The organism is Rhizobium sp. NZLR8, assembly GCF_019685025.1.
Classification (GTDB): domain Bacteria; phylum Pseudomonadota; class Alphaproteobacteria; order Rhizobiales; family Rhizobiaceae; genus Rhizobium.
In genome coordinates, this window is record NZ_JABDVY010000008.1 from 21,958 (window position 1) to 39,094 (window position 17,137).

Here is a 17,137-nt window from a genome sequence, read left to right on the forward strand (position 1 = left end):
CTCAGCTCGCCAACTTGACGCGAATATAGCTCCGCCAGCCGCCGAGCGAGGTGATGTCTTCGGCGCCGTTCACCGCATGTGCCTCGCAAAGAAAACCGGAAACGCTCGTGCCATCGTCGAGCGCCACCTTTCCGATGCCGAGCGGCGCCGGGATCTTCTGGACGAAGCGGCCGAAGGCATCGGCCGGCAGTGCCCAGATCTCAACCTCCAGACCGCGGCCCTTGTGGCCAGGTTCACGGATGAGGCCTGGCTTCGGCGGCACCGTGTCCGGCAGCACGAAGAGACGGTATTCGCCAGTCGTGTTGCAAGTCTTGATCAGCCGACCGCCGGCGCCGGTCAGCTCATGATTGAGCGGCATGCCGGTCAGATGCGCGCCGACCACGACGATCTCGACGAAGCCGTCATCGACAGCCGCAACACGGCTGGCTTCGGGGATGGCCGCCTGCCGGTCGATGCCCAGTCCGGAGCGTGCCGCGCGATGCAGCGCATCGGCGAGCGGCGCCAGCGCATCGTCGGTAAAAGCAGACGCGATCACGGTAACGCCGCCCGGCAAACCGTCTTTTCCGAAGCCAGCCGGAACGGCGATCGCCGCGCAATCGAGCAGGTTGACGAAATTGGTGTAACGACCGAGACGGCCGTTCAGCAACACAGGATTGGCGAGCATGTCAGCGACCGTGTAGGTGGTCGGTGCGGTCGGCAACAGAAGAACGTCCGCCTTTTCCCATTCGGCTTCGGTCTTGCGGCGCAGTTCTTCCAGCCGGTAGCGGCCATTGAAGGCCTCGACCGCGGTCTTGCCCCTGGCGCCCTCGATAATCCCCCGCACCGTCGGATCAAAATCGGCCGCATTCGTGGCGAGGAAGGTCTCGACCGCCGCAAGGCGCTCGGCGACCCACGGCCCGTCATAAAGGAGAGCGGCGGCCTCGCGGAACGGCGCGTAATCGAAAGGCACGATGGTCGCGCCGAGCACTCTGGCCCGCTCGATCGCCTGGTCGTAGAGCGCCTCCACCTCCTTGTCGCCGAAGAACTCACGCTCGGCGTCGGTGAGGACGCCGATGCGCAACCTCGACACCGGCAGGTTTGCCGGCTTGGCGCGACGGGAGAAAGGATCGGCGGCATCGAGGCCTTCGGCGACAGTGCGGATCGCAACGCCGTCACCGACGGTCGCGGCAAAGATCGTAATGCAGTCCATGCTCTTGCAGGCCGGAACGACGCCGGTGTTCGGCAGAAGGCCTGGGGTCGGCTTGATGCCGACCAGATTGTTGAAGGCGGCAGGCACGCGGCCGGAGCCCGCCGTATCCGTGCCGAGCGCGAAGGCGGCCAGGCCGGAGGCGACCGTGACCGCAGATCCGGAGCTCGAACCGCCTGAAATATAGGCCGCATCGAAGACCGAACGCGGTGCGCCATAGGGCGAGCGTGTCCCGTTGAGGCCGGTCGCGAACTGGTCGAGGTTGGTCTTGCCGATGATGATGGCGCCGGCCGCCTTCAGCCGCGCAACGACGGTGGAGTCCGCTTCCGGCCGATACTCATAAGCCGGGCAGGCGGCGGTCGTCGGCAGGCCGGCGGCATCGATATTGTCCTTCACCGCAAAGGGCACGCCCCAGAGCGGCAGGCTGTTTGCCTCAGGCGCGCGCGTCATCAAGGCTTTCGCGGCAGCGCGCAGCTCTTCGTCGGGCACCGGCGTGATGAAGATCGCCGCATCCTTCGAGGCGGCGCGGCGCGTTATCACCTCTTCGATGGCATCGAGCGGCGTCAGGCCGGATTGATAGGCGGCGCGAAGGCTTGAGAGATCGAGAATGGTCGGCAGCATGTCAGCATTCCTCCAGGACGACGATAATATCGCCGGCTTTGACGTTTCTTCCCGGCCCGGCGCGCAGATCGCGGACGCGGCCTGGCGCATGGGCGGTGACGTTGATTTCCATTTTCATCGATTCGATGATCGCAAGTGTATCGCCGGCCGCAACCGGGGTGCCCGGCTCGACCAGCAGTTTCCAGATATTGCCGGGCACTGCGCTGGCGACGCCGAAGCAGCCATCCGGAATATCTCCATCCGGGCTTTCGCCGGCGCCTTCGTCGGTGACGAAGCTGTCGAGGCCTGCTTCCTTCCAGCGCTGGCGTTCGGCATCGAAGGCTGCCTGCTGCATCGTCTTGAAGCGGCCGATCGACACCGAATTCGCCTGCAATTCCTTCTCATAGGCGGCATAGGAGAATTCGGTCTCCTCGATCCTGATGGGATAGCCGCCGTGCGGGAAGGCGGCGCGCGCCTCCGTCAGTTCCTGGTTACTGACCGGGAAGAAACGGATCTGGTCGAAGAAGTTCAGCAGCCAGGGCTTGCCCCTTGCAAAGGCCGGCGTCTCCCGCCAGGTGTTCCAGACCTGGATGGTGCGGCCGAAGAGCTGGTAGCCGCCCGGCCCCTCCATGCCGTAGATGCACATATAGGCGCCGCCGATGCCGACGGCGTTCTCAGGCGTCCAGGTACGGGCCGGATTGTACTTCGTTGTGACGAGGCGGTGGCGCGGATCGGTCGGGGTCGCAACCGGCGCCCCGAGATAGACATCGCCGAGACCGAGCACGAGGTAACTCGCATCGAAGACGATGTCGCGCACCGCCTGCTCGTCGGGAAGACCGTTGATACGGCGGATGAACTCGATATTCGACGGACACCACGGCGCGTTCGGGCGCACAAGCTCCTGATACTTCCGCATCGCAAGCTCCGCATCCGGATCGTTCCAAGAGAGCGGCAGATGCACGATGCGGCTCGGCACCTTGACATCCTGCGCCGCCGGCAGCGTCGCTTCGATCTCGGAGAGCAGCCCGAGCAGCCGCTTTCGCGTCAGTGTCGTGCCGTCATAATGGATCTGCAACGAACGGATGCCGGGCGTCAGATCGACGACGCCGGGAAGACGGGCCTCGACGATCGCCTGCATCAGCAGATGCACCCGCAGCCGGAGCGCAATATCGAGCGTCATCGGCCCATATTCGACGAGCAGATTGTCGTCGCCCTGGCGGCGATAGACGACGGAAACCGGGCCGTCCTCCCTGATACCGACGATCGGCGAACCCGTCTCTTCCGCGACCCGCCGCACTGCCGGGCCGGCGATCGGGTCTTCCGGCCGCGCCACGGCGTGGAAACGGATACGGTCGCCGGGCTTGAACTGGCCCATTTTCCACTGTTCGTCGCGAGCGATCACCGCCGGGCAGACGAAGCCGCCAAGGCTCGGGCCATCGGGGCCAAGAATGATCGGCATGTCGCCGGTGAAATCGATCGCCCCGATCGCATAGGCATTGTCATGCAGGTTGGACGGGTGCAGTCCGGCCTCGCCGCCATCGCGGCGCGCCCATCGCGGGGCGGGACCGATGAGGCGCACACCGGTGCGGGCGCTGTTGAAATGCACCTCGTAGGCTGTCGAGAACAGCGTCTCGATATCGCCATCCTCGAAGAAGTCAGGTGCGCCATGCGGGCCATAGACGACGCCGACATCCCATTCGCGTGTCAATGCGGCTGGCTCCGTCGCTGGCGTCGCCGGTTCGGCCGGCGCCTGCCGGTCGAAATGCAGCACATGGCCCGTCTTCAGCGTGCCGGTGGCGTTGCCGCCGAACTGACCGAGGCCGAAAGTCGCCCGGGAGCCGAGCACAACAGGCGCGGCAAAACCGCCGGCGACTGCGAGATAGGCGCGCTGCCCCGGCCCTTCGATCGTGCCGATCGACAGAACTTGGCCAGCCCGGATCGTCACCGGCTCGTCATGCGGTACTTTTACGCCATCGCATGCCATTGGCATCCGGGCACCGGCCAGCGCGATGGTCTGCTCGGCATAAAACCTGAGCGTCGGGCCGGAGACCGTCAACTCCAGTGCGGCCGTCACATCGGCATTGCCGACCAGGCGATTGGCATGACGGAAGGAGCGCTCGTCCATCGGACCGCTCGGCGGCACACCGACATGCCAGAGGCCGAGCCGGCCCGGCAGTTCCTGGATGCTCGATTGCGCGCCAGGCGTGAGAACCTCGACGACATCGGGAACGAAGGCGAAGTCGCGCAGCGCCGTCGTCGCCACCTTGGCGCCGGCAAGCAGTTCGGAAGCGGCGATGGTTCTGAGATAATCGAGATTGGTCTCGATGCCTGATATCGATGTCGCCGCAAGTGCTACCTTCAGCTTTTCGATCGCCGCAGGCCGGTCCTCCGCCGCCACGATCAGCTTGGCGAGCATCGGATCATAGAAGGGCGTCACCTCGGTTCCCGTCTCGATCCAGCCGTCGACGCGGGCACTTTCCGGGAAGATGACCTCAGTCAGCAGGCCGGCGCTCGGGCGGAAATCGGCATGCGGCATCTCGGCATAGATCCGCATCTCGATCGCCGCACCCTTCGGCGACAGCGCCTCGGCGCCCGAGAGCACATCCTCGCCCGCCGCCTGCCGGATCATCCATTCGACGAGATCGATGCCGAAGACGGCTTCCGTCACCGGATGCTCGACCTGCAGGCGGGTATTGACCTCGAGAAAATAGAATTCCTCGCGCTGGGGATCGTAGATGAATTCGACCGTGCCGGCGGATTCATACGAGACCGAGCTTCCCAGATCGACCGCCGCCTTGTGCAGCCGCACTCTGGTTTCGGCGGAGAGGCCGGGGGCAGGGGTCTCCTCGACCACCTTCTGGTTCCGCCGTTGCAGCGAGCAGTCGCGCTCGCCGAGCGCGATCACCCTGCCCTTGCCGTCGCCGAAGATCTGCACCTCGACATGGCGCGCTTCGGCAACGAAACGCTCGATATAGACGCGGGCATCGCCGAAGCTGGCCCGCGCGGTCCTCTGCACGCTTTCGAAGGAGGCCTTCAGGGCCGCCGCATCGGCGCAGAGCTGCATGCCAATGCCGCCGCCGCCGGCCGTGCTCTTCAGCATGACGGGGTAACCGACAGTCTCGGCCGCCGAAAGCGCCGCCTCAACGCTCTGCAACAGATCGGTGCCGGGCAGCAGCGGCACGCCGCTCGCTTTCGCCAGTTGGCGCGCCGTATGCTTCAGGCCGAAGGCCGACAGCTGCTCCGGCCGCGGGCCGATGAAGGCGATACCTTCGGCGGCGAGCCGCTCGGCAAAGCCGATATTCTCCGAGAGGAAACCGTAACCCGGATGCACGGCTTGCGCTCCCGTCGCCTTGCAGGCCGCGATGACGGCATCGACGTTCAAATAGCTTTCGGCAGCTGGCGCTGGACCCAGGCGTACGGCTTCGTCGGCAGTCAGCGCCGGCTTCGAGAAGCGATCGGCATCGGAATAGACGGCGACCGAGGCAATGCCCATCCTCTTCAATGTGCGGATGACCCGGACAGCGATTTCGCCGCGATTGGCGATAAGGACCTTGGTGAACATCGATCAGTCCTCGCCATCCCAGATCAGCACCCGGATCGGCGTCGGATCGAAGCCGTTGCAGGGATTGTTGATCTGCGGGCAGTTGGAGATGACGCAGAGCACATCCATCTCCGCCACCAGTTCCACATAGTCACCCGGTGCGGAAATGCCGTCGACGATGGTCATCTCGCCGTTCGGCTTGATAGGCACATTCATGAAGAAGTTGATGTTCGGCACGATGTCGCGCTTGCTCATGCCGTGCCTGGTCACTTCGAGCACGAAATTGTCGCGGCAGGCATGCAGGTATTTCGTGCCGTGGCCGAAACGCACGGTGTTGCTCTCGCAGGAGCAGGCGCCGGCTGATGTGTCGTGCCGGCCGCAGCTGTCGGCCGTCATGACAAGCATGACGTTGCCTTCATTCGATATGATCTTCGTGCCGGTGCCGATATAGGCGCCACCCTGCGCCCGCATCGTATCCTGGTTGGAGTAACGCTCGGCAAAGTCATTGGCGCGATAAAACAACGTGTCGATCGCCTGCTGGCCGTAGCTGTCCTCGATGCGGATCGTCTGACCTTTGCGCACGATGCCGGACCATGGCGCTTCGGCCGGAATGAAATGATCCTGCACGGCATTTTCGATGCGGCGCGATGCGGCGGTCTTGATGAAATCGGTCATCGGCATCCCTCCTCAGGCCAGCATCGATGCGTTGTTCTCGAAGCCGCGAAAGGCTTCGGCGGTCGCCGTGCGCGAGAGGTCGTCGGCTGCGGGCACAGGTGACCGAAAGCGCGTGACGATCACCGGCTTCGGCTGATAGACCGGGTCGGGATCGAGCGGATGCGGGCAATTGGAGAAGCCGACGATCATGTCCATCTCGGCGCGCAGCTCGGCATAATCGCCGCTGTTGGAAAGCTTGCCGCGCCAGTGGAAGCCGCCGTCATCGTCGACGCGGACGGGGGCGAAGAGATTGAGAATCGCCGGAATGTCGCGCCTGGCAAGGCCGAGTTTTCCGGTGATGAGCACGAGATTGTCGCGGGTATTGCGGGTCTTGACGCCGGGGTATCTGGCGGCGTTGGAGGCAGCCGTCGATCCGCCCATCAGGCAGTCATGGGCGCCGGAACTGTCCTCGATCAGCGAAAACATCACCCGGCCCATATCCGAGAAGATGACGCGACCCTTGCCGAGCGCCGTCGTCCACTGCACCTTGACCGTATCGACGAGGTTGAGTCTTTCGCTGGTGTCGGCGGCATTCCAGGCAACGAGCGCCACGGTCGAGCCGCCTTCGCCCTGATCGATGCGGATGGCCTCGCCGCGCTTCAGCGCTGTCGACCAGTACCAGCCGCCGGGGATGGTTTCCTGGTGGATGATCGCGGCCGCATCGATTGTGGACACGGGCAGGGGGCTCGGCGCCGGCAGGGCCTTCGGCGCAAATTCCAGCCCCTTCTTCTGATGTTCCTCGTAACGCTGCCGGTTGGCGGCGATCTCTTCGGGCGAACGCCTTACATGCATCATGGTTTTTCTCCTGACGGACTGGAAGCCGGGTCGTCCCGGCGAAGGCCCAGAGAAATGACCGGGCCGTCCCGGTCGGGGCTGAAGATGGAGGGCGTGCCGGCAAGCCTCGGCGGCCAGATCGAAATGTCCTTGGTGATCGTCGCGCCGTAGCGCTCCTTCTCCTCCGGGCGGTCACGCCGGCGCTCGAAGGCGACGACGCGCGTCGCCAGCGTGAAGGCCTCGCGCATATCGTGCGTCACCATGACGACGGTCATCTGCGTTTCGTGCCAGAGGCGCTTCATCAATGTGTGAATCTCGGCGCGGATGCCGGGATCGAGTGCGCCGAAGGGCTCATCGAGCAGCAGCACTTTCGGCTTCATGATCAGCGCCTGCGCCAGCGCCAGGCGCTGCTGCATGCCGCCGGAAAGCTGCGCCGGATATTTGTCCTCGGCGCCGGAAAGGCCGACTTCGGCAATCAGCCGCCGCGCCTCGTCGACGGCGCTGCGCCGGGCGGCGCCGAAAACCTTGGCCTTGTAACGGGAAGCGGAGAATTCCCGCCCGAGCAGGACATTGCCGAGCACGGTCAGATGCGGGAAGACGGAATAGCGCTGGAAGACGACGCCGCGGTCCGGCCCCGGCTCCTGCGGCAGCGCTTCACCGTCGAGCCGGATTGTGCCCCGTGTCGGCCGCTCCTGGCCGAGCAGCATGCGCAGAAACGTCGTCTTGCCGCAGCCGGACGGACCGACAAGGGCGACGAAGGAACGCGAGGCGACGGTCAGCGACACGTCTTCGAGCACGATCTGGTCGCCATACTCCTTCCAGACCTTTTCGATCACCAGTTCGCTCATGCCTGCTTCTCCAGCTCAGACCAGGGGAAGACGGCGATGCGGATGCGATCGAGGACATAATTTATGATCACGGCGAGCAGCGTGATCCAGACGACATAGGGAAAGATAATGTCCATCGAGAGATAACGGCGCACGAGGAAGATGCGGTAACCGAGGCCGGAATCCGACGAGATCGCCTCGGCCGCGATCAGGAACAGCCAGGCGGGACCGAGCTGAAGCCTGAGACAGGTGATCAGCCGGGGCAGGATCTGCGGCAGCACGACGCGAAGGCCGATCTGCCAGGAGGAGCCGCCGAGCGTTTCCGCCTTGACGATCTGTTCGCGCGGCAGTTCCAGCGCCTTCAGCGCAAGGTCGCGGATCATCGTTGGCGCGACGCCGATCACGATCAGCGCGATCTTGGAGGCTTCGCCGAGCCCCATGGCGATAAAGAGGATCGGCAGCAGCGCCAGCGGCGGCACCATCGAGATGACGGCGACAAAAGGGGAGAGCAGCGCCCTGAGATAAGGCAGCATGCCAATCAGCATGCCGATGACAAGGGCAGTGATCGTGGAGATGCCGAGGCCGGCAAACAGCCGGATCAGGCTCGCGCCGGTATCGGACCACAGCAAGTATTGGCCGGTGCGCGGATCGGCGATGAAGGCCAGGCGGTCGATCGCGTCGGCAAAACCGGCAAGACCGGGCAGCAGCTTGTCGGTGGTGTTTTCCGCCAGCCGTGCCGCCGAGCCGAAAGTGTAGGCAACGATCAGCAGCACGAAGGGCAGCAGCGTCAAGGCAAGCTGTGCGCCCCGGCTCGGCCTCGTGTTGATCCAGCGCATGGGGAAAGCTCCGCTGATGAAAGGTTGGGCGGCGCGGGCAGGGCCGCGCCGCTGCTTGGACATCGCTCAGAGCGAACTGTCGGCGGCCGCCTTCATGTAGGTCTCGGTGAAGCGCAGCTTGACGTTGCCGCTGTCGCCGAGAACCTTGCCGTCAGGCATCTCGATGCCGATGACGTCTGCCGACGGCGCGCCATTGCCGAGCAGGCCCTTCTCGAACAGGAAGTTGCGGACGAGATCCATGGTCTTCGGCAGGCTGCCCGAGGCGGTGAAAGCAACGGCATCGGTCGGCTTGGCAAACAGCTTGGTGGCTGCAAGCTGGGATTCGAAGCCCTTGAGATCGGTGCCCGATGCCTGGCCCATCGCCTCGCGCGCAGCCTTGCCGTCGGCACTGTCGGCGGTCAGGAGCGCTGCGGTCTCATACCAGATGCCGGCGAGCGCCTTGCCGAAATTCGGATTGTCCTTCAGCACGCCGGTGTTGGCGACCATCAGATCGATGATCTCGCCTGGCACCTGCGAGCTGTCGAAGACTTTCTTGGCCGTGGGGTCCTCGAGTATGGTCGAGACCAGCGGGTTCCAGGTGACGACCGCGGTTACGTCAGCCGTCTTGTAGGCAGCGACCATATCGGCATCGGAGGTGTTGACCACCTTGACGTCGCGCTCGGTCATCTTGATGCTTTCGAGCGCGCGGGCCAGCAGATAGTGCGAGACGGAGAATTCTACGAGATTGACGTTCTGGCCTTTGATGTCGGCAAGGCTCGCCTTGTCCTTGAGGATGACGGCATCATTGCCGTTCGAGAAGTCGCCGACGATCACGGCTGTCGTATCGACGCCACCGGCAGCCGGGATCGACAGGCCGTCCATATTGGTGAGGGTCACGGCATCGAAGGCGCCGGCGGTGTACTGGTTCATCGATTCGACGTAGTCGTTGAACTGGGTGACCTCGATCTTGATGCCGTATTTGTCGGCCCATTTCTTGACGATGCCGTGATCGGCCGCGTAACCCCACGGCATCCAGCCTACATAGATCGACCAGGCGACCTTGAAATCGGTCTTCTGTTCGGCCTTCGCGATGGAGCTGAGCCCGAGCGTCAGGGAGGCCGTCAGCGCGGCCATCGATAGGATCTTCGAAAAGGTCTGCATTGAAATTCCCCTTTGCTTTTCTTCAAAAGGGATCGGCAATGACCATCGTGCCGCCAATCCCTTGGCTTACGAGGTCTCCCGGGCTTTTATCCCGCCGTGCACCCGACGGGATGTCTCCCCCGCCGGTGGCAGCTCTCGGACCAGCCGCGCCTTGCGACGCCGGAACCCTAGCCACCAACTCTGCAACTATCGAAGCAAAGTGCGTGCCAAACCATAAATCATTGATTTTATTGAGAGTGCGCTGGCATCATCTCTCACAGAAAATGCAATAGTGCATGCACTTGCACAGAAAATGTGCGCATTCTGCCGCCGCCTTAGGCGCTGCTAGTTTCGGAAGGCGCCGGCGGGAACCGTCGTCACCAGTCGGATATCGCGGCGGAAGTCCGATGGCGACATGCCGGCGATGTGGCGGAAGGATTTATTGAAGGCGCTGATCGAGCCGAAGCCGCTGTCCATTGCCACCTGCAGCACGTTGGCGCCCTCGCTCATCAGCATCGCCTGGGCGCGCGACAGCCGCAGCAGCGTCACATATTTGCTGAGCGTCATACCCGTCGATCGCTTGAACAGGTTCATCGCATATTTCGGATGCAGGTCGGCAGCGCGGGCGATATCGACCGAATCGATGTCGTGCAGGAAATTGGCGGCGATGAAATCGCACATGCGGGCGACGCTGCGCGAAGAATGCGAATGCGGATGATCACCGTCGAGATTGATGGCTTGCGACGTCATCGAATAGGGTTCGAGCGCGATACGCTCGATGCGCAGCAGCAGTTCGTCGACGGCATGCTGGGCCTTGGCGGGATTGCCTGAGTTGGCATAACGGAACCAGCGGGCGAAATTGTCGACGTCGGCGGCATCCGTTGCCGAAGTCAGCAGTGTCTCGCCCTTCATCAGCCGACTGGAAATGCTGATCGGCAGGCGCAGCCGGAAGAAATAGACGAGCGGCAGATGCGCGCCGGCATAGAGCGAATCATCGGAGGATTCGTCCATCTGATGCGGCTGCCCACCCCAGAAGAGACACATTTCACCGGCGTTCAGCCGGAATTCGTGGTCGCTCATGCGATAGTGGACGCTTCCGCGAATCACGTAGTTGACCTCGACCTGCGCGTGCCAGTGCGGCATCGCCATCACAGGCGGGTGGGCATGAAACATTTGCAGCGCCGTCGGCGACCCCTCGATGCTGCTCGCTCCGGGCTGATAGATTGCCCGCACGCCAACCTTACTTTCCGCCAAATTCATATTCCCTTTTTAGGAGACAGCCGCTCCCTGACAGTTAGTTTAACCGGGTTCGTGAAAGGACGGCAATTGAAAAGGGAGGATTTTCAATGCGCTTCAAACTTCTGGCTGCCACCGCAGCTGTCGCACTGCTTGCTTCCGGCTCCGCATTCGCGCAGTCGGCCAATCTGACCATCTGGAGCTGGAATGTCGCTGCGTCGGCATTGAAGTCCACGCTTCCAGGCTTCAACAAACAGTTCCCCGATATCAAGATCACCGTCGAGGACCTTGGAAACAGCCAGGTTTTCGACAAGACGCTCGCTGCCTGTGCAGCCGGCGGCGACGGCCTGCCTGACATCGTCAGCATCGAAAATTTCGAGGCTGAAATCTTCTGGAGCCGTTTCCCGGATTGCTTCGCCAATCTGAAGGAACTCGGCTACACGCCCGAGATCCAGGCGAAATTCCCCGATTTCAAGCGTACCGAGCTTGAGGTCGGCGACGTCGCCTATGCCATGCCCTGGGATTCCGGTCCTGTCGCCGTCTTCTACCGCCGCGATCTCTACGAAAAGGCGGGCGTCGATCCGAGCACGATCAACACCTGGGACGATTTCATCGCCGCCGGCAAGAAGATTTCCGCCGCCAATCCCGGCGTCGTCATGGCGCAGGCGGATTTCAACGGCGACAGCGAATGGTTCCGCATGCTCGCCAACGAACAGGGCTGCGGCTATTATTCGACCGATGGCCAGAATATCACCATCAACCAGCCAGCCTGCGTCGCCTCGCTTCAGAAGGTGAAGGAAATGAAGGACGCCGGCACGCTGACGGCGGCCAACTGGGACGAAAAGATCCAGGCCAATACCGCCGGCAAGGCCGCAAGCCAGTTGTATGGCGGCTGGTATGAGGGCACAGTGCGCTCGACCTCTCCCGATCTCAAGGGCAAGTGGGGCGTCTACAAGATGCCGAGCCTGACGGCCGACGGCCCGCATGCGGCCAATCTCGGCGGTTCGTCGCTCGCCATTTCGGCAACCTCGGCAAACAAGGAAGCAGCCTGGAAATTCGTCAACTACGCCCTCGGCACGAATGAGGGCCAGATCACCATGCTGAAGGAATTCGGCCTGGTGCCATCGCTGCTTTCGGCTGAAATGGACCCCTTTATCAGCGAACCGCAGCCCTATTGGGGCGGTCAGAAAGTCTGGGCCGATATCCTGGCGACGCTGCCGAAGATCGTGCCGAGCCGCGGCACCGCTTTCCAGAGCGACGCCGAAGCCATCTTCAAGGCAACGCAGACGAAATTCTTCGCCGGCGGTTATCCCGATGCGAAGGCAGCCCTCGACGATGCCGCCAAGCAGATCGCTTCGGCGACCGGGCTTCCAGTGGCACAATGAATGACGATGCCGGGCGTTTCAGGCGCCCGGCGTTTCCCGGTCATTCGTTCGTGAGGAGGAGGCTTGATGCCGTTCAGAACCCGGAGCGCCTATGCGTTCCTTGCACCCTATCTGCTGGTCTTTGCCACCTTCTGGGTCTGGCCGATCATCAATTCGTTCCTGATTTCTTTTCAGAACACCCGCATCAACCCGTGGAAATACAGTTTCCAGGCCAATTGGGGGCGGCTGTTCTACGACCCGGCCTTTTACAATGCCCTTTATAACACGCTGATCATCCTGGTGATCCAGGTGCCGGTCATGATCGGCCTTGCGACCGTCATGGCCGTGATGCTCAATTCGCCGCTCTTGAAAGCGCGCCCGCTCTTCCGCTTTGCTTTCTTTGCGCCCGTCGTCGTCGGCGAGGTCGCCTATGCAGCGGTATTCCGGCTGATGTTCAGCCTCGATTTCGGCATCATCAACAAGCTGATCTCCGCCGTCGGCCTCAGCCCGGTGTCCTGGTTCGACAATGCCAATGCCGCCATGGCGCTGATCATCCTCGCCGTCACATGGCGCTGGGCCGGCTATAACGCCATCATCATCCTTGCCGGCCTGCAGTCGATTCCGGACGATGTCTACGAGGCAGCGACGCTCGACCGGGTGAGCAAGGTACAGCAGTTCTTTCATATCACCCTGCCGCTTCTGAAACCGATCATCCTCTTCTGTGTGGTGCTCTCGGTGATCGGCACCATGCAGCTCTTTACCGAGCCTTTCCTGATTACCAATCGCGGTGGTCCGGGCGGCGGCACGGAGACCCTTGGCCTGTTGCTCTACCGCCAGGGCTTTACCTCGTTGAACTTCGGCTATGCCTCGGCGATCGCCTATACGATGGCGGCCCTGGCCGTGGTCATCTCGCTTCTCAATCTCTGGGTCGGGAGGGATCCGAAATGAAATCCAGGTCGCAATCCCTTCTCATGCGCCGGATCGCGCTGCACGCCGCACTGGCGCCGCTTGCGGTAATCTGGCTGTTTCCACTTTGGATGATGTTCGTCTTCTCGACCATGCCCGACAACGGCATCTTCAGTCCCGACATCGTGCTCTGGCCATCCACCAACTTCATCGAGAATTTCAAGAACCTGCAGGCCGATACCGATTTCGTCGGCGCCATGGTGATTTCCGTCGGCGTCGCGATCATCTATACTTTCCTGTCGGTGATGCTGACCTCGATGGCAGGTTGGGCGTTGGCGCGATACCGTTTCGTCGGCCGCTCCATCGTCATCGCCATCATCATCGGTACGATCACGCTGCCTTTCTCCGTGGTGGTCATCCCGCAATTCATCATGGTGGCGCGCGAATTCCGCCTCGCCAACACCTGGGTGGCGCTGATCGTGCCGCCACTGTTCAACTCGCTCGGCGTGCTGTTCATGCGCCAATCCTTCTCGATGATGCCGGGTGAGCTTTTCGATGCGGCCCGCGTCGAGGGCGTCAAGGAATGGCAGATCTTCCTGCGCATCGCCCTGCCGCTGGCGCGCCCGACCATGGCGGCCTTGGCGATCATCCTCTTCCTCGCCTCGTGGAACAACTACCTCTGGCCGCTCCTCATCAATTCCAGACCGGGAATGATGACGGCGCCGGTGGCATTGGGAACGCTGATCGGCCTCACCAAGGTCTCCTGGGGCGGCATCATGGCTGGAGCAGTGCTGCTAACGGCGCCGATCCTCGTCATCTTCGTGGCTCTCCAGCGCCATTTCATCGCCGGCATCGCGGCCGGCGCAATCAAGTAAACGGGGAGCTGCATGGCAGAGCTTTCACTCAGCAATATCGTCAAGCGCTTCGGCGGCTTTGAGATCATCCATGGCGCCAATCTGGAGGTGAAGGACGGCGAATTCGTCGTCTTCGTCGGCCCGTCCGGCTGCGGCAAATCCACGCTGCTGCGGATGATCGCCGGTCTCGAGGACATCACCTCCGGCGAGCTTCAGATCGGTGGCAGGATCGTTAATGACGTCGAGCCCGCCGATCGCGGCATCGCCATGGTTTTTCAGTCCTATGCGCTCTATCCGCACCTGACCGTCGAAGAAAACCTGAGCTTCGGCCTGCGGATGAACGGCAATCCGAAGGCCGATACCGAGCGGCGCGTGAGCCATGTCGCCGAGATCCTGCAAATCACCGAGCTGATGAAGCGGCGGCCGAAGCAGCTTTCCGGCGGTCAGCGCCAGCGAGTTGCGATCGGCCGCGCCATCGTCCGCGAACCGGAGGTGTTCCTGTTCGACGAGCCCTTGTCAAACCTCGATGCCGAACTGCGCGTGCAAATGCGTGTCGAGATTTCCAGGCTGCACAAGAAACTCGGCACGACGATGATCTACGTCACCCACGACCAGACGGAGGCGATGACACTCGCCGACCGGATCGTCGTGTTGCGCGCGGGCAATATCGAGCAGATCGGCGCACCGCTCGATCTCTACGACGATCCCGCCAACCAGTTCGTCGCCGGCTTCGTCGGATCGCCGAAGATGAATTTCCTGAAGGCCGTGGTGGTCGAGACGCAGCCGGGCAGGGCGGTGATCGCGCTGGAAAGCGACACCAACATGCGCCTGCCGCTGCCCGTCGCCGATCCGATCGACGCCGGTGCGAAGGTGACGCTTGGCATCCGTCCCGAACATTTCGTCGATGCGGGTATGGGCGATGCCGATCTCACCGTCGCGATCGACGTCGCCGAACATCTCGGTAACACCAGCTATATCTATGCCGCGATCGAGTCCGAGCAGTTGATCATCGAGCGGCCGGAATCGCGCGTCGCCGGCAATCGCGAGACGATGATGGTCGGCCTTCCCGCCAGCCGCACGTTCCTTTTCGACAGGGCCGGCAAACGGCTTCGCTAAACCACAATCCCAAGGCAGAAAGACGAAAGAGGTTTCTATGACTTCCGATCAACCGATCCGCTGGGGCATCATCGGCCCCGGCACCATCGCCCGCACCTTTGCCGACGGCGTCGCCCATTCGCGTACCGGCAAACTGGTGGCAATCGCCACCCGTAATCCGTCCAAGCCGGGACTTGCAGAAAACTTCCCCGGCGCCCGCATCGTCAATGGTTATGAGGCGCTGCTTTCCGACCCGGAGGTCGATGCGGTCTATATCTCCGTGCCCCATACCGGCCATGCCGAATGGGCGATCAAGGCCGCGCGCGCCGGCAAACATATCCTCGTCGAGAAGCCGATCGCACTTTCGGCCTATGATGCCGAAGCCGTCTATTACGAAGCCAAGAAGGCCGGCGTCTTTGCCGGCGAGGCCTTCATGTACCGCGTGCATCCGCAGACGGAAAAGCTGATCGAACTCATCAAGAGCGGCGTCATCGGCACTGTCCGCATCATCCGCTCGAGCTTCGGCTTCAACATGGGCAGCTATAAGCCGGAACACCGGCTTTTCGCCAACGATACCGCCGGCGGCGGCATTCTCGATGTCGGCGGTTATCCAGTCTCGATGGCGCGGCTGATCGCCGGCGCCGCAGAGGGCAGGGCCTTCCTCGAACCGGAGAAGGTTTCGGGCGTTGCCCATCTGGGACAGAGCGGCGTCGATGAATGGGCGTCCGCCGTGCTCAAATTCCCGAACGAGATCATTGCCGAAGTCTCCTGCTCGATCATGGCGCAGCAGGATAACGTCTTGCGCATCATCGGCTCCGAGGGCCGGATCGAAGTCGCCGACTTCTGGTTCGCCTCCGGCCACAAGGGTGGCGTCGGCAAGATCGAGATCTTCAAAGGCGGCAAGCAGGAGACAATTGAGGTCAGGGAAGACCATTGGCTCTATTCCTTCGAGGCGGATGCGGCGGGTGATGCCATCCGGGCCGGCAGAACCGAATTCAGTTCACCCGGCATGAGCTGGGCGGATTCGATCGGAAACCTGCGCGTGCTCGACCAGTGGCGCGCCTCTGTCGGCCTCGAATATGGCGTCGAAAAAGCGGAGAAACGCACGGCCAACATTGCCGGCGGCGCGGTGACGCGGGGCAACAGCATTCCGCAGCGCCAGATACCCGGCATTTCCAAGCCGGCCTCGGTCGTGACCCTCGGCTTCGAGTTCTTCCCGAACTTCGCCGCCGCCTCGCTGACGCTCGACGCCTTCTATGAGGCCGGCGGCAATGTCTTCGATACCGCCTATGTCTACGGGGCCGGCAAGACGGAAGCGATCTTCGGCGACTGGCATACCAGCCGCAAGGTGCCGCGCGAAGAGATGGTGCTGATTGGCAAAGGCGCGCATTCGCCGCTCTGCTATCCCGATATGATCGCAAAACAGCTCGACCAGTCGCTCGCCCGACTGAAGACCAACTATGTCGATATCTACTTCATGCATCGCGACAATACCGACGTGCCGGTCGGCGAATTCGTCGATGCCATGGATGCCGAGGTCAAGCGTGGCCGCATTCGTGGTATTTTCGGCGGTTCGAACTGGACGCGGGCGCGTTTCGATGAAGCGATCGCCTATGCCGAAAAGACCGGCAAGGCGGCGCCGGCGTCGCTTTCCAACAACTTCTCGCTCGCCGAGATGCTCGATCCGATCTGGGCCGGCTGCGTCGCCGCGTCCGATGACGATTGGAAGAAATGGCTGAACGAGAAGCAGATCCCGAACTTTGCCTGGTCGAGCCAGGGCCGCGGCTTCTTTACCGATCGTGCCGGCCGCGACAAGCGAGACGATGAAGAGATCGTGCGGGTCTGGTATTCCGAGCGGAATTTCGGTCGCCGCGACCGTGCCATCGAACTGGCCAACAAGCTCGGCCGCAATCCGATCCACGTCGCGCTTGCCTATGTGATCGCCCAGCCCTTCCCCGTCATACCGCTGATCGGGCCGCGCACCGTCGCCGAATTGGAAGACAGTCTTTCCGCGCTCGACATCCGGCTGACGCCCGAAGAGGTGAAGTGGCTGGAAGGCTGATGAAGAGAAAAGGGCGCGGTTCA

13 protein-coding genes and 1 riboswitch are annotated in these 17,137 nt (G+C 62.6%); of the genes, 5 read left to right on the plus strand and 8 right to left on the minus strand.

Going from position 1 to position 17,137, the window contains the following annotated elements:
- Window position 1 precedes the first annotated feature (1 nt).
- The 8 genes from atzF to HJB89_RS18490 form a co-directional block, all read right to left on the minus strand.
- Complete coding sequence (gene atzF / locus HJB89_RS18455; protein ID WP_221116216.1) at window positions 2–1,807, minus strand: allophanate hydrolase; 1,806 nt, start codon at window positions 1,805–1,807, stop codon at window positions 2–4.
- 1 nt (window position 1,808) lies between these two features.
- Window positions 1,809–5,348 carry an urea carboxylase gene (uca, locus tag HJB89_RS18460; RefSeq protein WP_221131170.1) on the minus strand — a complete coding sequence of 1,180 codons (3,540 nt, stop codon included), beginning with the start codon at window positions 5,346–5,348 and terminating at the stop codon, window positions 1,809–1,811.
- 3 nt (window positions 5,349–5,351) lie between these two features.
- Entirely contained in the window at window positions 5,352–6,002 is a 651-nt protein-coding gene (locus HJB89_RS18465; RefSeq protein WP_221150356.1) for an urea amidolyase associated protein UAAP2, read from the minus strand.
- A 12-nt stretch (window positions 6,003–6,014) separates the two neighbouring features.
- Window positions 6,015–6,836, minus strand: coding sequence for an urea amidolyase associated protein UAAP1 (locus HJB89_RS18470; RefSeq protein WP_221116214.1), 822 nt, complete (start codon window positions 6,834–6,836; stop codon window positions 6,015–6,017).
- Window positions 6,833–7,663 (minus strand): ABC transporter ATP-binding protein, encoded by an 831-nt coding sequence (locus tag HJB89_RS18475; RefSeq protein WP_207585865.1) that lies wholly within the window; start codon window positions 7,661–7,663, stop codon window positions 6,833–6,835. Before HJB89_RS18475 ends, HJB89_RS18470 begins: the two co-directional genes overlap by 4 nt.
- The gene (locus HJB89_RS18480) at window positions 7,660–8,478 is read right to left on the minus strand and encodes an ABC transporter permease (RefSeq protein ID WP_221150357.1); all 819 of its coding nucleotides are present in this window, start codon (window positions 8,476–8,478) and stop codon (window positions 7,660–7,662) included. The genes HJB89_RS18475 and HJB89_RS18480 overlap by 4 nt, the downstream gene beginning before the upstream one ends.
- A gap of 66 nt (window positions 8,479–8,544) precedes the next feature.
- Window positions 8,545–9,618 carry a putative urea ABC transporter substrate-binding protein gene (locus HJB89_RS18485; protein ID WP_207585867.1) on the minus strand — a complete coding sequence of 358 codons (1,074 nt, stop codon included), beginning with the start codon at window positions 9,616–9,618 and terminating at the stop codon, window positions 8,545–8,547.
- A gap of 73 nt (window positions 9,619–9,691) precedes the next feature.
- Window positions 9,692–9,800: riboswitch (guanidine-I (ykkC/yxkD leader) on the minus strand.
- Between the two features lie 142 nt (window positions 9,801–9,942).
- Window positions 9,943–10,857 (minus strand): helix-turn-helix domain-containing protein, encoded by a 915-nt coding sequence (locus HJB89_RS18490; RefSeq protein WP_207585868.1) that lies wholly within the window; start codon window positions 10,855–10,857, stop codon window positions 9,943–9,945.
- Between the two features lie 86 nt (window positions 10,858–10,943).
- Between HJB89_RS18490 and HJB89_RS18495 the strand changes: the two genes are divergently transcribed.
- The 5 genes from HJB89_RS18495 (at window position 10,944) to HJB89_RS18515 (ending at window position 17,114) form a co-directional block, all read left to right on the plus strand.
- Entirely contained in the window at window positions 10,944–12,218 is a 1,275-nt protein-coding gene (locus tag HJB89_RS18495; protein WP_221150358.1) for an extracellular solute-binding protein, read from the plus strand.
- 66 nt (window positions 12,219–12,284) lie between these two features.
- A complete protein-coding gene (locus HJB89_RS18500) occupies window positions 12,285–13,145 on the plus strand; it encodes a carbohydrate ABC transporter permease (protein ID WP_007637285.1) in 861 nt (286 codons plus the stop codon).
- A complete protein-coding gene (locus HJB89_RS18505) occupies window positions 13,142–13,978 on the plus strand; it encodes a carbohydrate ABC transporter permease (RefSeq protein WP_207585870.1) in 837 nt (278 codons plus the stop codon). Before HJB89_RS18500 ends, HJB89_RS18505 begins: the two co-directional genes overlap by 4 nt.
- 12 nt (window positions 13,979–13,990) lie before the next feature.
- Window positions 13,991–15,073 (plus strand): ABC transporter ATP-binding protein, encoded by a 1,083-nt coding sequence (locus HJB89_RS18510; RefSeq protein ID WP_221150359.1) that lies wholly within the window; start codon window positions 13,991–13,993, stop codon window positions 15,071–15,073.
- A gap of 37 nt (window positions 15,074–15,110) precedes the next feature.
- A complete protein-coding gene (locus tag HJB89_RS18515; protein WP_207585872.1) occupies window positions 15,111–17,114 on the plus strand; it encodes an aldo/keto reductase in 2,004 nt (667 codons plus the stop codon).
- Window positions 17,115–17,137 lie beyond the last annotated feature (23 nt).